Source organism: Pedobacter sp. R-06 (assembly GCF_049913135.1).
GTDB lineage: Bacteria > Bacteroidota > Bacteroidia > Sphingobacteriales > Sphingobacteriaceae > Pedobacter.
Genome location: NZ_CP183977.1, coordinates 3,470,459 through 3,489,673 on the forward strand (window position 1 = coordinate 3,470,459; position 19,215 = coordinate 3,489,673).

9 protein-coding genes are annotated in these 19,215 nt (G+C 41.6%); all 9 read right to left on the reverse strand.

Features of this window, described 5'->3' with window-relative positions:
• Window positions 1-102: 102 nt before the first annotated feature.
• Window positions 103-981 carry a glycoside hydrolase family 16 protein gene (locus ACN9MR_RS14040; protein WP_426324486.1) on the reverse strand — a complete coding sequence of 293 codons (879 nt, stop codon included), beginning with the start codon at window positions 979-981 and terminating at the stop codon, window positions 103-105.
• An 8-nt stretch (window positions 982-989) separates the two neighbouring features.
• Window positions 990-2,102: an alginate lyase family protein gene (locus tag ACN9MR_RS14045; RefSeq protein ID WP_426324488.1), complete on the reverse strand. Its 1,113-nt coding sequence runs from the start codon at window positions 2,100-2,102 to the stop codon at window positions 990-992.
• A 119-nt stretch (window positions 2,103-2,221) separates the two neighbouring features.
• Window positions 2,222-6,208, reverse strand: a complete 3,987-nt coding sequence (locus ACN9MR_RS14050; protein ID WP_426324490.1) for a hybrid sensor histidine kinase/response regulator transcription factor — start codon at window positions 6,206-6,208, stop codon at window positions 2,222-2,224.
• Between the two features lie 304 nt (window positions 6,209-6,512).
• A complete protein-coding gene (locus ACN9MR_RS14055) occupies window positions 6,513-8,075 on the reverse strand; it encodes a DUF4832 domain-containing protein (protein WP_426324492.1) in 1,563 nt (520 codons plus the stop codon).
• 55 nt (window positions 8,076-8,130) lie between these two features.
• Window positions 8,131-9,354 (reverse strand): SusE domain-containing protein, encoded by a 1,224-nt coding sequence (locus tag ACN9MR_RS14060; protein ID WP_426324494.1) that lies wholly within the window; start codon window positions 9,352-9,354, stop codon window positions 8,131-8,133.
• A gap of 57 nt (window positions 9,355-9,411) precedes the next feature.
• Entirely contained in the window at window positions 9,412-11,058 is a 1,647-nt protein-coding gene (locus ACN9MR_RS14065; RefSeq protein ID WP_426324496.1) for a RagB/SusD family nutrient uptake outer membrane protein, read from the reverse strand.
• A gap of 13 nt (window positions 11,059-11,071) precedes the next feature.
• Window positions 11,072-14,065, reverse strand: a complete 2,994-nt coding sequence (locus ACN9MR_RS14070; RefSeq protein WP_426324498.1) for a SusC/RagA family TonB-linked outer membrane protein — start codon at window positions 14,063-14,065, stop codon at window positions 11,072-11,074.
• Between the two features lie 433 nt (window positions 14,066-14,498).
• The gene (locus ACN9MR_RS14075; protein ID WP_426324500.1) at window positions 14,499-16,289 is read right to left on the reverse strand and encodes a glycoside hydrolase family 2 protein; all 1,791 of its coding nucleotides are present in this window, start codon (window positions 16,287-16,289) and stop codon (window positions 14,499-14,501) included.
• Window positions 16,290-16,301: 12 nt separating this feature from the next.
• Entirely contained in the window at window positions 16,302-18,296 is a 1,995-nt protein-coding gene (locus ACN9MR_RS14080) for a glycoside hydrolase family 97 protein (RefSeq protein ID WP_426324502.1), read from the reverse strand.
• Window positions 18,297-19,215: the final 919 nt, after the last annotated feature.

Below are 19,215 nucleotides of genomic sequence, written 5' to 3' on the forward strand. Positions count from 1 at the left end.
TTGCATGCGTTGGCTCAGAAAAAGCGCTGTATCCGCAACAGCAGGTAAGTATTAATATTAAAAGTAAGCGTCTAAAATTCATATGTTTCATATTTTAATTTTTTAGTTTTTTAGTTTATTATTTTGGTAAACCCTTACATAATCTACTTCGAACCTGGCAGGAAAAGACGTTTTTGAAGGATCTCCACCTTGTTTTCCACCTATTGCTAAATCGAGCAACATATAATGCGGTTGTTTGAAAGGATTAATATTAGTACCATTCTGATTCACCAGCTTATCCAAACTCACCTTGTTCAAGAGCTGGTTGTCTACGTAAAGTGCAATGCTATTTTCGTCCCAATCCATTCGCCAAATGTGAAATTGATCTGCCCAGGCTTGGCCGCCCAGTGAATCGATATTTTTTTCCGTGCTAAACCAGGCATCTTTTCGATCGGCTCCCATAAAGGCAATATTGGCGAGCAGTTTTTTCCGGTAATATTCCATCATATCAATTTCGCCGGTTGCAGGCCATGATCCTTTGGTTCCTAATGTCCACCAGGCTGGCCAAATGCCATCGCGGATATCAATTTTACCGCGCATCACAAATCTGCCGTAAAGCCAGCTATGCAGTCCCTGTGTTTTGATACTGGCCGAAGTATAATCAGCTTCTTTGCGGTTTTTCTTCCAATCGTTGCTTCCTTCCTTAAAATTAGGATTTGTCTTTTTTTCTCTTTTTGCCTCGAGGATTAATTTTCCGTTTTCACACCTGGCATTTTCCCGTTGATACCATTGAAGTTCTTCATTGCGTTCAAATCCAAGTTCATAAGTCCAGTTTGCCTGATTGGGTGCACCCTTGCCATTAAATTCTTCGGCCCATACCAGTTTGAAACCATCGGCAGTGAGTACTGGCGGCATAGGCTGTTTTTGCTGTTGTGCTACTACAGATAAGCCGGCGAAGAATGTACAGGCCATTAAGAAGGGTTTTAATAAATGTTTTTTCATGGATTGATTTATTGGTATCCGTTTAAACGTAAAGGCATAAGTGTTGGAAATGTCCAGGCATAATCGTGTTTCGGATACATAATAGGCCGATATGGCGCCAGGTATTTTTCATATACGGCATCGGAATAAATGCCATTCATGGCCTCCAGAAGATTGGCCGGCCAGAAGCCTGTTTCTGTATACACTGCTCCCGTAGCAGGATTTTTGAAGAATTTCCATTCTTCAGGATGCTGGTTATAGTAATGCAAATAATCAAGCGATTTCTTCAATGACGCACCGTTTTTTGTTGCGGTAAAAAGATTTTCACCGGTCTGGTTATAGATTACCCAACCCGAAGCAGTTAGCGGAGCCAGAGAAAAATAGGTGTACCAGATTCCCTTACCTTGCCTTTTTACTTCTTCAACCATATGACCATCGGGCGCAAGCTTGTCGAAAAGGTCATTTTTAATTAGCGCAATATTTTTTTGTAAATCTTCCTGATCATCAAGATAGGTATCGGCCAGTATGGAAGCCAGACGCGACCAATCGCCTGAGTTGTTGTTGCGGGAACGAATACTATTCGCCGCTTCCCGGAAAACGTTTTTGGTCCATAATTTAAATTGCGCAACATCTTGCGGCTTCCATTTCTTATAATCTTTAAGCAGGTCTGCACTGATCATTAGGGTGGTACCAGAGTACGACATCACCAGCGAACCATCTAATTGTGAATATTTTTTGTTAATGGATGCCCATGCATTGAGAAAATAAATCGCTTTATCGGCATATTTAGTCTTTCCGCTCAGTTGATAGGCCAGGGCACAACTATAGGCCGAAAAACCATCTACCTGAAGTGCCAGTGAGGTTTTGCGGTGGCCATCCTTGTCCTGGTAAAATCCGGGAATGCTGAAATCTGCTACTGCATGCTGTTCTACCAGCAAGGCAGAATCTGCTTTGCTGATCAGTGCTTTATATGCTGAGCTATAAGGCTCTTTTTTCGCTTTGAGCTGCTTTTTAACAAAATCAATCTGTTGTTGTGGGTGCATACCCTTAAGTTGGTTTTGCGCAGGCGCCTGCTGTGCTTGCAGCATACTTAAAAGGCATGTTGTGAGAAAAATGAAAAGAAAAAACTTTAAATGGTTCATGGTATTTTATTTGGTTAAAATTGGAAGGCTGAAATCATGCAATTTGCTCCCTTTATGTATATGTTAAATCTTTTTGCTATGCCCAATATGGCAGCTTGCATACCCATCGCCTGTCATCGTTACACCGTATTGCTTTCAGCGCTGTAGCGCTTTTTATATTCAGACGGACTGGTTTCGAATTGTTTTTTGAAACAGACACTAAAATATTTTGCGTTGTTAAACCCGGTTTGATAAGCAACTTCTGCCACAGTTAAATCTGCATGTTCGAGCAGGTAGGCACTTCTTTTCAATCTGATATTTAAAATGAACTCTTTGATAGACATGCCAACAATATCATTGATCTTTTGATAAAGAATTGTCCTTCCCGTATTCATATCCGATACGAAATCGTCGACCGAATAATTGGGATTGGCCATATTCTGCTCAATAAACTTCATGGCCTTAATCAGCAGTTCCTCATCCATTGAGGTAATGGTAACATTAGCCGGGTCGACCACCAGGCGCTTGCTGTACATTTCGCGCATTTCTTGCTGGTTTTTCAAAATGGTATCAATTTGCTGAATGAGGTATTCCACTTCAAAAGGTTTGTCGATAAAAACCGTAGCCCCATGTTCAAGCGCTTTGGTCTTGTTCTGGTGTACATCGCCCATACCAGATATCATCACAATGGGAATATGGCTGGTTTTAAAGTTCTGCCGCAAATGACTGCAAACCTCAAATCCATTGGTATTAGGCATCACAAGGTCAGTAATAATCAGTTGTGGGTAGATTTTTTCAGCCTTAATAATGCCTTCCATTCCATCGCTGGCCATGTATACATTGTATTTTTCAGACAGTCGCCGTTCCAGGTAATTCCGAAGATTAGGGTCATCATCAATCAGTAAGATGCTGGTGGCTTTTCTGGCATTTTTCAGTATAAGATCGGGCGCTTCAGTTTCTAACAGAATATCGTCTATCTCTGAGATGGTATAATCGTATACGCTTGACTGCATATCTCCGGAGCCGGCTTCTTTTTTGAGCGGGAGCATCATGGTAAAAGAAACTTTATTGGTTTTATTCACCATCCAGATTTTCCCCTCAATGGCATCCACAAGCTCCTTTACAATAGCAAGGCCAAGCCCTGAACTTTCTTCAAAAGTTGGCCGGTAAGACGACAATCGGTTAAAAGAGGTAAATAAGGTAGCAATCTGTGCTTCTGAAAACCCAATACTGGTGTTCAATACCTCCACAGAAACATATTCCCGGTCCTGATGATCTGATATAACATCCAGACGCAGTTTTTCCTCCATTGTAGATTGATAAATGCGTACGCCAACATAACCTTTGTTGGAGGTATATTTTAAGGCGTTGGAGAAAAGATTAGTCAAAATCTTCTCAATAATATCATAATCAAAGGCAACATATAAATGATCTTCATGTGCCGTTATGTTGGTTTCAATCTCCTTTTTATTCGCATAAAGTTCAAAAAGCCCAAAAACGTCGTGTACGAAACTGATAAAATCTCCAACCTGAGGGTTTAGCGTTACTTTCTGGCTTTCGATTTCCCTGAAACGCAATAGTTGGCTGATTGTACGTTGGATACGGGCAACATTTTTCTCAATTAACTGCATATAACCAGTGGCATGATCATTTTTTTGTACCGTTTCTTTTAGCTGTTTCAGGGGTTCGAGTACCAGGGTAAGCGGTGTCTTCAGATCATGTGATATATTCGTAAAAAAATCGGTCCTCGCCTGATTTAAATCCCGCATATTCTTTTCTTTCAAAGCTTCTAAAGCCAGCCGTTCCTTAAAAACCTTCTTATTGGTGTAGTAACGCATGATGAAAAACAGGAGCCCGAGCACAATTAAAGTATAAATGGAGTAAGCCCACCAGGACAGGAAAAATGGCGGATTTACATGAAAATAAAGTTTCGAAACATCGCTGCCCCAAAGCCCATCATTATTAGAGGCCTTTATTTCAAAAGTATAATCGCCACTAGGCAAATTAAAAAACTGTACAGCATGCTGGCTGGTATTGATCTTGAGCCACTTATCGCTAAGGCCGACCATGCGATAAGAAAATTGGTTTTTATCAGCCGACAGATAGCTGTTTGAAGAAAACCGGATTTCGATGTTTGACTGATTACTGGAAAGTGAAATCCTTCCGTTCTCCTGATTGCTCAAAGTAGAAATATCTTTCGCCAATGGCGAATCTTTGGAAATATTGCTTACCTGTTGGTTGTTTATGAGCAGACCAGTGAAAAACACCTTTGGCTTTTGTAAGTTTTTGTTCAGGTATTGCGGATCGAAAAGTAAAAAGCCGTTTGTTCCTCCAAATAACATCTCCCCATTTTTGGTTTTATAAGCGGATCTTAGATAAAAAGAGCCGCAGCTGTTTGCCTTATAAAACCTGGCTTTTTCAAATTTTTGATTTTTTTGATCGAAAAAATACAACCCCTCATTGGTACTAAACCAAATATTTCCAGAAGCATCATCTTCAAGAATGCCGAAAACAATCTTCGGGGGAAAACCATTTGTCCCACTGAAATTAAGGTATCGGCCGTCTTTTTTTAAAATGTTGACTCCTCTTCCGGAAGTGCCAAGCCAAAGGTCACCGTTTAATGCTTCATAATAACTGCAAAGATGATTCACCGCATACGGACCATTTTTGATCACATAATGCTTTAGCACTTTTAGGGTTTTGGGATCTGCAATGTACAAACCCTGATGGCTAACTACCCGTAAATGCTGCTGCTGATCAAGCGAAATGGCCTCAATTTCTACATCCAAAGGTTGACCGTTTAAACCAATAAGTTTCACGATTTCGGTTGCTGAGGCTACCTGGTTTTTCTTCCGGTGAAAAAAGTTTTTATCAGGATCAGTCATCCACCAGGTACCTTCGGCATCGCGCACAAAATCATACACGGTTAAGGGCTGTTTACTTTCTGGCGACAATATGTTCAGGTTACTGAAGTGCCCGGTAGCCATTTCGTAGGCAGAAATACCACCATTAAAAGACGATATGAACAGGTATTTTCGCTCAGGATCAAATTTTAAGCGCTTTACCATGTTGGAATTGATGGAGTTGGCTTCGCCCTTGGTGAAATGGCGGAAAGTATCTTCTTTTCTGTTCCAATAGTTAAGCCCGCCACCCTCGGTTGCAATCCAAACATTACCCAGGTCGTCTTCCTGAAAACCGCTTACGACCGGATGGTTAAGCCCTCCAGGACTCGGTGTAAAATAGCGCACATATGCATCGTAAAGTGAACAATAAGCAATTTTACCGCCATAAGTTCCGATCCAGGCACCTTGATCCGGATCGCCGTAAATGGTCCAGATCGAGTTATTTGGCAGGGAAAAAGCATCGTTCAGGTTCATTTTGAGCAGTTTGCTTGTTTCTGTCTTCGGATCGTAAAGCAAGAGTCCCGACTGTGTAGCTACCCACATCATTCCGACCTGATCGATGAAAATCTTTTTAGCCATAGTTGCCTGGTTTCCTCCGGCCGTTATCGGAATATTTTTTTTAATTGTTCCCCTCGCATCAGTAATGAAAATACCACCGCGTTGCGTAAGGAAATAGTAATCGCCCTGATAGGCCACGGCATCGTTAACAACATAAGAGGTTTTGCCCAAATCGGCAAAAACGGTAAAGCGCGATGTCTTAGTATCAAACCTATACAGTAAATTTTCCTGCGAGAGGTAAATATTACCCTTCAAGCTAATTACGCTATTGAAATATTTGCTGGTAGGCAGTTTAATTTTTTTGACAGTTTTGTTTTGCTGGTTATACTTTAACAGGCTATCGCCAGAGAGCATATAAACACTGCCATCGTCATAGAGGCAGATTGAGCGGATTTTACCTGGAAGAATTAAATCAAAATTAAACCGCTCGTAATTAAACCTTAACAAACCGTGGTTGGTTGCCAAAAACAATCCTCCTTTTTTATCGGTTACCAGCGAGCCATAAGCCCACTTAACTTTGGGATTACTCAGCGATGCCAGCTCGTTTAACTGATAGAAACTATTTCCATCATACATAAAAACAGCATCCGGACCGGTGTACCAGATTCGCCCCAGGCTATCTTTAGTGATGCTTTGAATGCCTCCATAATAGAATGTTTCGGGCATTACATGAAAACGATACCTTGAAATATCAATCGCAAATGCACTCTTTAGTAGAAATGCACTGAAACAAAATAGCAAACAAATGATTTTCCGGATATCCATAAGGTTAAAGCAGAAGCTGGTAAAGTATTGGATTTTGAAATTACCACTAAAATTTTTATCTATAAATTTATTTCGATTCCTATTCTCTTTTATATTGACGATGTTACACGCTGCTGAAAGAAATCACTATAACACGGTATGCAATAATTTCCAGGATCTAAGCCCTCGTTTACCCAGAAGCAAACAAGCACTTTGAAAAACGGCACTATTGAACAGCTACCTCCATCAGCTTGAGCCATCCGGTGGAAGTTAAATCGCCATTTACGGCAATTTTTATCCCCGGTTGATTTTCTTTTGTGGTATCAACTATGGCTACTGCCCAGGTATAAGTTCCTGGGGGTACACCTGCGGTTAGCTTAAATTCGTATGTAGCAGGATTATTTTTCAACCAGGTTGACGGTTCGGCTTTGGTATCAACAAAAATTTTCTTCACGTTGTTACTGCCATCGAGGAGTGCAAAAGCCACTTTATACTTAAAGTTCCATTGCTTAATATTATTTGGAAAGTAACCCCAACCCATGTTTCTCCAACGGTGTGTAATGGTGGTTTCGCTTCCACTGGTCAATTTCTCTGGCAGATATACCTGATCTGGATATAAGCGGTAGCCACCTTCAGCAACAAAGCGCTGCGTTAAGTTAAATGCTTTAGTAAACCAGCTTTCAACTTCTCCGATGCGAAAATCCATCATGTTCACTGCTGCGTCTGCCGCGGCATCAAATTCACCCTGGCGCACATCTTCAGGATGATCTTCCCTATATTTACCATTCGGATCAGTCCAGTAGCGGTGAGTGCCTGTAGTAATCCAGCCGCCTTCCATAATAACCGGACATTTAAAACTCCATGTTTTGGCAAAGTTTTTTTCCCAGCTTTGGTAGTAATCGGTCATGCCAAAAGCATCCTGCCTTAAAATGTAACCTTTGTTAATCGATTTCACTAAAAGTTTATCGCTGTTTGCATTGGCTGCGCCCCAACTTGCCGGATGGCCGATTAAGCGGTGATAGTTGATTACCATCGGCACTTTATCGAAATTCTTTGTATAGAGGTTGGTTACCCAGTCAAAAACCTGTTCCTTAAGCGTTTCGGTATTTGCGCCAGTTGAGGTATTGGGATCTTCATAAATTACATTGTGTGCCTCGCCCCATTTACCTAAACCATAAGCGTCGATAAAAGAAGTGCGTACAGGATCGTTGAAATCCTTGGCCAGTTCTTCAATAAATTTCGCATAATATTGCTGAAAAACTGGATCCTGAGGATAAGGGGTACGGCGAGAAGGAAATTTACTGTCTTCCAGGTAATACTTCGCTCCTGCGTCGAATACAAACTGCGGGGTATTTAATCCCTGGTCGCGACCATCCACAACAATCCTAAAAGCAATTGGCAAACCCCTGCTTTCTGCACCTTTAATCATTTTATAAAGTGCTGAACCTGGATTTCTCCATGCATAAACGCCATTAGCGGGGTTGAACGTTGCCCAGCTGGTTCGGATATAACAAGCTGAAGCATAATCAATCGCCTTTACTCTTTTTCCCAAATCGGGGACATAATATTCAGTATCCCAATAAGATTCGTTACCGGAACCCGAGCCGTACATTACCCAACCGTTAAGCGGATTGCGAAATACTGCACTCCTGTTGTACTTAGGTTTAACCAAAGTACCTTCGGCTTTAGCCGTTTCTTCGTCCACATTTTTTTTACAGGCAAAGCCTATAACACCCATCAGGGCTAATAATGCTTGTGAAATCAGTATTTTATAATTCATTTTTTTCATCTTTTTATTTTTTTAATTCCCATCACCAATTGTGGTTAAAGACCTATGATTTATTTCATCGTTTTTCTGCCAGTATAGTCATGTTACGCAGGTCGAATACAATCACATTTGTACCAGATGGAATAGTATAATAAGAATTGCGTTGCGCACTGGTCGACCCGCCAGAAAGTGGCGCAACAGTACCCTGCACAAGGGTAAGTTCCTGTGCGGTACCAGTGGCTGTAAGCGGGCAGCTAAATGCGTAAGCCAGGTTTTTATTGTTATCATTGCCTCCGTAAACAATAAACTTGGTTTTACCAACCTTGCCTCCGGTGTATACCAGAATCTGGGGATCGGCCAGACTCACCTTACAGTCCATTTTTACAGGGGTTCCAAAACTATTCACAGCCCCGTGCATCCATAACTCAGCGATGGTGGTTGTTTGGGCAATTCCGCCATCTCCGTTCCAGGTTACAACCTTTGGTGTCAATGCCTGTGAAGGAGAATAGATGGTTGCGGTTGCCTTTTGCATATTCACTATAACGCGGTATTTCCCGGCCGTCTCAATTTTCCATGAAAAGGCGTTTTCACGCATTTTTATGCCAATAGCGGTTCCGTCTTTTACCGTCGTAGCGGCATCAGCAGAGGCGATATAATTTGTTGCCCCATTATATTCCACAGGAATTTGTAGTTCGCCGGGCTGTAAGTCGATCAGGTAGGCGTACTGATTTAAATTCTCCAAAGTTTTAGGCATTTCCACCTTACTCAATCCCGGAACAGCGCTTCCACCCAAAAATATTTTATCGGCATCAAAAACAACTGTTCGGATAGGTGTTACATTAACCTGTACCGTTCTTACTTCAGGCGATTCAAAAGTGGCACCACCCTCCCATTGTGCAACAACCCTGAACTCCAGTGTAAAGGATTTGTTGATAGGAATGCCCCATTTCTGATTTGCCCAGTTTTGCAATTGTTCAGAAGTGAAACTTCTGCTAAATGTTCCATCATCTTCGTAATTCATAATGGCGGTAGCCGAACCAAAGTTGTTCCCAACCAGATCCAGCTTGGTGATATAAGAAACTAAGTGATCATCTGATTGTGGCCTCGCAGGATTCCACGAGAAGGTGACAATGTCTTTGCCAAGGTTGTTTTCATCCAACGCAATATTTGCTGAAGATATCTGTAGAGTCAATTTTTCTTCAACCTTTTCAATGTCGTTAATTCCTTTTTTGCAGGCCGCAAACCCGATCAAAAAAAACAGTAAAAGCCATGATTTATATAAATATTTATTTTTTTTCATCTGATCAGATCGTATAAGTATTCATTTTAAATTGTTCTATTTTTAGCACGTTTAGCACTACTTACCGTAACCTGGATTTTGAGGAAACACTGCGTCACGGTTTGCATCAATAATCGACTGCGGAATTGGCCAAAGGGTGTGATAATCCATAATTTTGTCTTTGATGGCCGTATTATAAAGTTTCGCCCGATCTACCAGCTTATTGGTACGTACTAATGTAAAGCGGCGGCTTTCCTCTCCCACCAGTTCCCTGATGCGTTCATCGAGGAGAAAATCCATGGTCATCTGGCCTGCGCCTGTTACCGAGGCACCAGCACGTTTACGCACTTCATTTACAGCATCAGCGGCTTTCGCTTGATTTCCTTGTCCTAAATAAGCTTCTGCCAGCAGCAGATAGGTTTCCGCCAGTCGAAATTTAACCCGGTCTTTATAACTTCCGGTTAGGCCAAGGTTCTCCGCCCGTCCGTAGAAAAACTTTGTGATTGCCGGAAATAAACTTTTGGTAGAAAACCAGGTTTGTTCGGTAATATTTGCTTTTTTGCCATACAATGAGGTTTCGCCAGGGTTATTATAGTACCAGTTGCGTTTGATGTTATAATTTGAATTGCGGATATCCGTTGCTTCAAAAATCCCCGGAACATTACCTGTTGCGTTTGTGCCTGTTGTTCCAACCCACCACTTCATCGGCGTGAGCTGTGCCAGCCCCCTTCCTCCCAGGGTATCTGCTAAAACGAAACCCGTTATTGTAGAATAATTTGGGCTCCAGGCCCTGCGGCTCCAATCGTCTGAATTGGTACCACCACCTACAGTATTAAATTCGAACTGTAAAACCCAGATACTTTCCCGGTTTGCGTTTTTTAACCTGTTCTGGTTATTCTCCAGAAACAGATCACTAAAAACATCTCCAGCCTTGTCTTTATTTACGCCAAATCGTGTTTTCATTAAACCATAATAGCCACTATTGATTACCGCGAGTGCAGCTTGCTCAGCAGGCACGTATGCTTTGTTCAGCAGGTGCATTTCGCTTAGTAAATGGTAAGCAGCCCATTTGGTAAGCTTCCCATCTTTTACCTGATCTGGATTTGCAGGTAAGTGCTGGCTGGCAAAAGTCAGATCGTCAATGATATGCCCCAAAACCTCTGCTTTTGGTGTACGGGTAAAATTGAGCTTAAAATCGTATAAAATGGTTTCTACATAGGGTACGTCTCCATATAAATACACCAAAGTGCGGTAGGCGTATGCGCGGAAAAATCTGGCCTCTGCCTGAAAACGTTCCTTATCGGAAGGAGAATCCCAGTTAGTGTTTTTTTCCGAATAGATGAGCATTAAATTGGCCGACGAGATAATGCTGTATGCCCAGTTCCAGTAAGTGCCAACGAACCTTTCTGATGAGTTTAATGTGAGATTTGCAAAAGGCAGCAGCGATGCATCGCTGTTGATTACATCAGCAATATCTGTTGCAGCTTGTAAAGCTTCGTAAGGGCATGCCCCATTGTGGAGATAAGCACCACCTTCGCCAAAAGTGTTGTATTCTGAGCGGGTAAGGGCATATAATCCGGCGCTTCCCACCTCAAATCCATAAGTACTGGTATAAGTATTGGTTGGTGCCAACTCTGTTTTCAGATCTTCTACCAGAAATTTTTTACATCCCATTGCCGAAAACAATATGATGAGTGCCAATCCTGTTTTTATAGTTTTTTTCATGTGATAAAAAGCGTTAGAAATTTACGTTTAAACCGAACATATAAGACCGGGCAGTCGGATATGAAGCCATCCAGGTATTATCATAATTGAGTACCTGTCTGATGTTCGAAATTGTATTAAGGTTGTTAACACTCACGTTAACATCAATGCCACTTACACCAAGCTTTTTGGCCAATTGTTGTGCTATTCGATACCCAAGGGTGATGTTTTTTACCTGTACATAAGAAACTTTTTTATAGTAGCCATGCCCGAAGTTGTTGGTATATCCCGGCGAAACAATAGTTGCTTCCGGATTTTCAGGCGTCCAATAATTGGCATTGTGTACATAGTTGGTTATTCCGAAAGTCCACGAACCGATATTGGCCATATTATCATCGCGCCAAACGCCAAATACCCCGGTTACCAATGCCGACAGGTAAAAGTTTTTATAGCTTAGCCGGTTGCTTAACGAGGCGGTATACCTTGGCATCTTAGAACCAATCACTTTACGGTCTTTAGAATCGATGAGGCCATTACCATCCACATCTTCTAATTTGGCAGCGCCAGCTGCCGCACCTTGCTGAACGGTATAGTTTTCGCCTTTTTGCCAAATACCAACCATATTATAATCGTAAAAAACCCGCAGCGGTTTACCAATAAACCAACTGTTATTTACATCATCCAGTCCATCGCCCCTGAGTTCTACAATCTTATCGCGGTCTAATGAGAAAACAGCTGTTGAATTCCATTTAAAGTTTTTTACATCGACATTGAGCGAGTTTAAGGTAATCTCGAATCCTTTATTTTGTGTTTGGCCGATATTGTCCCAGATTCTACTGTAACCGTTCATGATCGGAACGGTACGGGTCATCAGTAAATCTTTGGTTCTCGACAGATAGGCATCAATTGTACCGCTTAAACGGTTTTTAAACAATTGAAAATCCAGGCCAACGTTGGTGGTATAAGTTGTTTCCCATTTCAGGTTGGGATTACCAACGCCATCACCAGCAAGGTAAGCGGTATTTACGGCCGTTCCGCCATCACCCCATATATATTTTACGCTAGAATAAAGGCGATCTAATGTTCGGTAAGCCGTGATGGCCTGGTTACCATTAGCGCCATAGGAAACCCTTAGTTTGAGTAGGTCGACCCAGTTTAGCTTATCTTTAATAAAACTTTCCTCACCGATATTCCATGCAAGGGCAGCTGATGGAAAAAAAGCATATTTATTGTTTTCTCCAAATACGGAAGCACCATCCGAACGGCCGGTAAAGGTTACAATATATTTCCCTTTATAGCCATAATTGATCCGCCCCATATAAGATAAAAGTGCTGTTTCTGATAAATTTGATGACATATTGAGGTTGCGCGCCGCTGTACTCATCATGTAATAACTGGTGTTATCGGTAACAAAACCCTCACCGCTCTGTGATGATCCGACACTTTTGGTCTGTTGCATACTAAACAAGCCTGTAGCATCAAAACGGTGATCACCAAGGGTACGTTCGTACTTAAGTACATTTTCCCAGGTATAATCGTTATAATGCCCATTATTGATAGATGCCCTGCCGCCAACTAAACCGGCCTGCTCGCGACCGTCAAAAGTGTCTCTTCCATAGTAAGTGCCTGTAAAGCTGCTCCTGTAGTTGTAGCCGAAATTCGAGCGTGCAGAAAGTCCTTTCAGGGGTAATTTAATATCAGCATAACCACTGAGAAAAAAGCTACGGTTTATTCTATCCTGGTCTGCGTTCACATTACGCATGGGGTTAACAATCAGCGAAGACTCCATAGGCTCGGGGACATAATAACCCGCGGCATCTATATATTTACCATAAGGGCTCATTTTGATGGCATGCTCAATGTTTGGCATAACGCCTCCGTCATTTCTTTGCGAAAACTGGGTTCCAAGGCCAACAGTTAACCAATTATTAAAGGTCTGGTCAATATTGGCCGTAACATTTAGTCTTGAAAGCTTCGAATTATAAACCACACCTTCCTGACTGAGTGACGAAGCTGCCGCCATGTACTTGGTATTTTGCGTGCCACCGGAAATACTTAACTGATGATCCATCGTTATTCCCCTTTTAAAGATATAGTCTTGCCAGTTATGGGTAATTCCATTTTTAAAGTTTTCACGCTCGGTTACACTCATGATGTTTCCTGCAATAGGATCGAGCTGATCGCCGGTATATCCTGATTTTAAACGGCCGATATCCTGTTTCAAACGGATAAATTCGTTTGGTCCCATTACATCAATCCGCTGCATTGGCTCAGCAAAGCCCAATTGCCCGCGATAGGTAACCTGTGCTTTGCCCAACATCCCTCTTTTGGTCTGGATCAGGATGACACCATTAGATCCACGGGCGCCATAAATGGCTACCGCAGATGCATCTTTTAAAATGGTCAGGTTTTCGATATTATTGGGATCAAGGTCTACCAAAGATCCGCTGTAAGGTATGCCGTCTAAAACAATTAGCGGTGAATTATTGGCCGATAATGAGTTTTCTCCACGGATCAGTAAAGCCTGGTCCTGACCAGGTGCAGCATTTCCAGTAGTGACATTAAAACCTGCTACCTGCCCAACCAAACGATCCATAAGGTTCGGCGTAGAAACCATATTGATCTGCTCCTTTCCTACTACGGCCAACCCGCCGGTCAGATCTTTTTTCTTGGCGGTACCATAGCCCACAACTACCACTTCATCCAACTGTTTATCGCCAGCCATTTTTATATTAACTGTCCCTGAGGCGTTTACGCTGGCTTCCTGGTTGCCAAAACCTACATAAGAAAATACCAGTACTGCAGCAGGAGCTGCCTGCAAGGTATAATTTCCGTCTTTATCAGTCGAAGTACCCGTATTGCTTCCTTTAACCCTTACAGAAACCCCAACGAGTACCTCCCCCTTCTCATCGGTAACTTTACCACTAACTTTTTTCAGTTCCTGCGCATAACCGATGTTTATCATCAATAAAAGCAGCACAAGCATTATAATGTGACCCTGGAGCCTGATTCGTATTTTTTTTATCATGTAGAATTATATATGGTTAGTATTCGGATTATTATTTCTCTGGCTGCTCAATAGCTTATAAACTAAGAGATTGGATGCCTTTCATGGACCTGATGGTTTGCCGGTGACTTTGATGTCTTGATCGCACTTAGCAGAAATGACAGCTGCCCTGAAATCAATGATCTGTTGAATGCTCATATTATTTGGTTGTGATATCTGGTTAGCACAAAACTACCGCTAAAGCCTATCCCGGAGGGTTCGTTTTTGTACGGAAATGGTTTGCTTTTGTACAAAGGAGGCTCAAAAGAAAATTTGTTATGATTTTAACGAAATACAGGTTGCTTGCTGAGATGCTTGTTTTTCTGTTCCAGATTTTTTAATTCGAATACCACGATCTCATTTTTTCTTGCTTTAAACAGTCGTGAAGGATTAAAATATACCTACTCATAAATGTCTAATTAATGTTTTTGTAATAATCTGCTATGATATACCAGGCTTTTTTACGGAACCCCTGATCTGAAACAAGGCCCTTTCTATTCCAGCCATCCTGGTAAGTGGGGTGGAAACGGAAAGGTGATCGGAAATCGAACAATACCCAGGGAGAAATTCCTCGCAGGTTTGGAATATGTTTAAACATCTCCAGGTTGTCTTTATACAGCCGGGCCTGATAATCTTCGCTCCATGAACTTGCGGTATCGGTGTCTCCTGTTTTTCCATACAGGGCTTCTGCGCCAAATTCGGAGATGATTAAAGGCTGATCTCTGGCTACATCCCAAATGGCCTTATCAGGTGTAACCGGCCAGGGATGATACCAACCCATATATTTATTAATGGCCACTACATCTAACTCCTTAACGAAGGGGTCGTCCATAACAAAACATTGCCTATCGCGATCAAACTTTACTAAATCGAATGCAGCCGTGATTAATCGAGTGCTATCAATCTCCTTTGAACATTTGATCAGGTATTTCAAGAATTCATTTCTGGCTTTTGAGGGCTGTGTTTCATTTGCCATACCCCAAAATGAGAGTGCACACCGGTTTTTATCCCGCATCACCATTTCCTTTATCATGACTCCAGCCTTTTTTCTGGTTTCCTGATTTTCAAAATCAATTCCCTGCCAGATCGGTGTCTCTTCCCATAGCAAAAAGCCCATTTTTTCGGCCGTACGCACCGTATATTCATTTTGCGGATAATGCGCCAAACGGATCATGTTACAACCCAATGCTTTCGCTTCAGACAAAAGCATTACGGCATCTGCCTCAGAAAAAGCGCGACCTTTTCGCTGTGGAATCTCTTCATGAAAACTGATGGATTTTAAAAAAACCGGCTTATCATTGAGGTAAATCCCGGTTCCTTTTACTGCGAGGTTTCTAAAACCGATCATTTCATTTACCACATCTTCGGCAGTAGATACGCGTACATTATAAAGCTTTGGCGATTCAGGCGACCAGCGCTGCAGCTGTTTTACATTGCTGATTGAGGTTCTGGCGATTCCCTGTTGATCTGTAACCAGCTTTTGTTTTATTTTCAACTCAGGAATTTCGACAGTTACCGCTACATTTACCTGACTACCAGCAATTTTAACCACAGCATTGATTTGATTGTTGCGCTGTTTATCCAATTGAATAAAATAATCATGGATATAAACTTTGGGCGTTGATACCAACATCACATCGCGCGTAATGCCTCCATAATTCCACCAATCGAACGATTTTGCAGGAATGGCATCAGTTGTCCGGGTATTATTTACCTCCAGGGCTAAAAAGTTGTCTGTCTTCTTGACCAAGTCCGTTACCTCCACCTGAAAAGGCGTAAAACCACCTTCATGCTCAGCAATTTCTTTTCCATTAAGGTATACCTTACAGCGATAGCTTACCGCAGCGAAATAGATAAATAAGCGGCCGATATGGTCTTTGGGTACATCAAAATGTTTTGCATACCAAACGGTACCTTCATAGTATTTCAGTTCCGGCAACTGGCTGTTCCAATCTGAGGGTACATTTAGTTTTAAACCGCCATCAAAGGAATATTCGTAAAAATCTGTTTTACCTACAGGTTTTTTGTTCAGGTAAATTTTGTTCTTCCTCCCCTGATCGTATTGATCTATAATCGCATCCCATCTCCCATTAAGAGACTGCGTTTTTCTTCCATATACATTGACCAAAATGTTTTGCGCAAAAATGTTCGAAAGCAAGCAACACAGCAGTATCAGCAAAGAAAAAATGGTTTTGGTTAGCTTCATAAAATTATTGGTTTACTTTTTAATGATTTTCATTGCAAAGCCACCACCCTGGGCCATGGTAATGGATAGTTTGCGATTGACAGGAATACTGATCCGGTCTCTTCTGTAATCGGATGCGATTTTATTGGCGTTTACTCCATCTTGATAAATTTCTGCAACATAATCTCCCGCACCGAGAAAACTGAGATCAAGTTCCAGATTGCGGGTATCCCAGTTGGTTAACGATCCCAAATACCAGGTATCGCCCCTTTTGCGTGCGGTAGTAATATACTGTCCAATCTCGCCGTTAAGCACGATTGTATTATCCCATACTGTGGGGATCGCGCTGATGAAGTCAGTGCATTCCTGCTCCCTTTCATAATTATCCGGACTATCACAAAGCATATTCAAAGGCGATTCGAATACCACATATTCGGCCAGTTGCCTGCAGCGGGTTCCCTGGCTCATCGGTTCATCATTTATTCCCCTGTGGCTACGTTTGGTTGCGTTACGCATGGCTCCCTGGGTATAATCAACGGGCCCGGCAACCATCCTGATAAAGGGCATGGTAACATCATAGGTAACCATATCCATTTCGGGCCCTGTCCATTTCATTTGCTCAAGGCCGTTAACCGCTTCGTAATTGATTACATTAGGAAAAGTACGGTTCAGGCCTGTTGGTTTATAAGTTCCGTGAAAATCAACAAGCAGTTTATATTTAGCAGCTATCTCTGCCGCGCGGTAGTGAAAATCGACCATATCCTGGTCATCACGATCCATAAAATCGATCTTGAAACCTTTTATCCCCAGTTGCGAATAGTGTTTACACACCTTTTCCAGGTCTCGCTCAAAGGCATAGTATCCGGCCCAGAGTATCAGATCTACATTTTTAGACATTCCATAGGCAATAAGCTCCTTCAGGTTAATTTCGGGAACAACTTCGAATAAACTGGCTTTGAGGTTTACTGCCCAACCTTCGTCTAGAATAACGTATTCAATTCCGTTTTTAGATGCAAAGTCGATATAAGCTTTATAGGTTTGATTATTTACACCCGTAACAAAGTCTACTTTGCTCAGCCCCCAGTTGTTCCACCATTCCCAGGCCACTTTCCCGGGTTTTATCCATGAGACATCTTTTAACCGGCTTGGCTCAGCCAGTTTATAAACCATATCATTGTCGGCTAATGCTTTATCAGTTGTGGTTACGATGGCAATACGCCAGGGAAATTTTGTTTCAGCTTTGCTTTTAGCCAGAAAAGGCTGACGGGAACTTACCATTTGCTGCAGCTGGTTATGTCCGCCTTGCTGTGTAGACTTCGGATAAGGTGCAAAATTTGCTTCAAGGGTAGTGTTGCCGCCAGGATTATAAAGGTACATGCCAGGATAGCTCTGCAGATCTGCCTCCGCTATACATACTTTCTTCCCGCCATCAAGTTCTATTACCAGCGGGGAAAAAGCCAGTTTATCCCTGTTCATTTCACTCAGAACGGTGTAGTCATATGTGTTTTCAAATGAGTTGAAATATTGACCTTCAAGTGTCTTCTCCTTGGTTTTCACATATGGAATGTAGGCTTTGTGATCTTTAGGAAATCGGAACGATGCCAATTCTTCATTTACAATGAAGTCTCTTTTACCCTTAGATACAAAACGATAGGCCATTCCCTCATTATAAACCCGAAAAATCAGTTTGAAATCTTCTTTGAAATCAAGTGTTAACTCCGAATATTCGTCATTTATCTGGCTTCTTTTGTAAACAGGAGCATCAATTTTTCCTTTAACAAGTATGGTTTTGGCCTGCTTTAATTGGGATTTGATCCCAAAGGCGTTTCCATTACCCAATTTCATAGCAATGGCGTCAGCACTTAGTATCAGTTTGCTATCGTGAAACAGCTGATAGCCAATAGTATCAGTCAGGAGAACCCCCACTTGCAACCGCCCATCGGGCGAACTAACGCTAAGCCTCTTTTGGGCGATTGCGGGGATAGTTAGGAACGTTAAAAGGAATAGGCGTAATATTTTTTGTTTCATCAGTTATACCTGTTATTTAATTGTTGATTTCTCCTGGCCGGACAGTGTTTAATTGTATGCTGTTATTTCCTTCAGTCAGGGTTCCGGTATTTCTATACTGTTTGTAGTATCGGAGAATTTCCAACAGTATGCGAAAATGTTCGCCTATCGATCTCATAATAATTTGTAGCTATTGTATTTGGCAAGTCCAAAACTAGCTACAACTGCCTACCTGAAGGGTTCGGTTTTGTACGGAAATGGTTCAGTTTTGTACAGAAACTACAATTATTAGCAGTTGATAATGAATATGGGATATAGAACCCAAGAGATTAAAGGCCTTTCACCTTAAATGATCGTCCCAGCAGAAGAAAAGAGCGCTTTTTCATTGGGCGATATTCATTATGATGTTTTATGATTAAATATTAATGACTAATCCATTAGCTGCAAGCATCGTGGTGTGTTTTCTAAAAACGAAGTGAATACAGTCCATTAATATCTTTTATATTGGCAAGACCTGGAATGCAAAATATTGGATTATAACTTATGATTTTTTGAAATCATTTTTAAAAATGAGCCTGGCCGTGGTAGCCAATTGTTCTGAGAAAACGGAATTGCCTTGAGCCAACCTATTACCAAACCTTTTGTTAGTAACCGGAGGTTTCATTTTCCTATCACAAATTTGTGAGTGAATTTAATCTTTTGGTTTATCAAATCCCAAGTTAAGGTTTCATTTCAGATTAGGTCTGGATGTCTTTTGCTGATATCTCGCAAAGCTTTACCGACTGACTTGCATAAAAATGCCCGCTGTCGTCAGCTTTATGCCTACATAACGGAAGTTATAGCAATGCATTATAAGGGATCATTCTATATTCCATCATAGCGTGCTTGTTGATAACGGCTATTAAAGTATTTATAATGAATCGTTTATCATACCAATTTG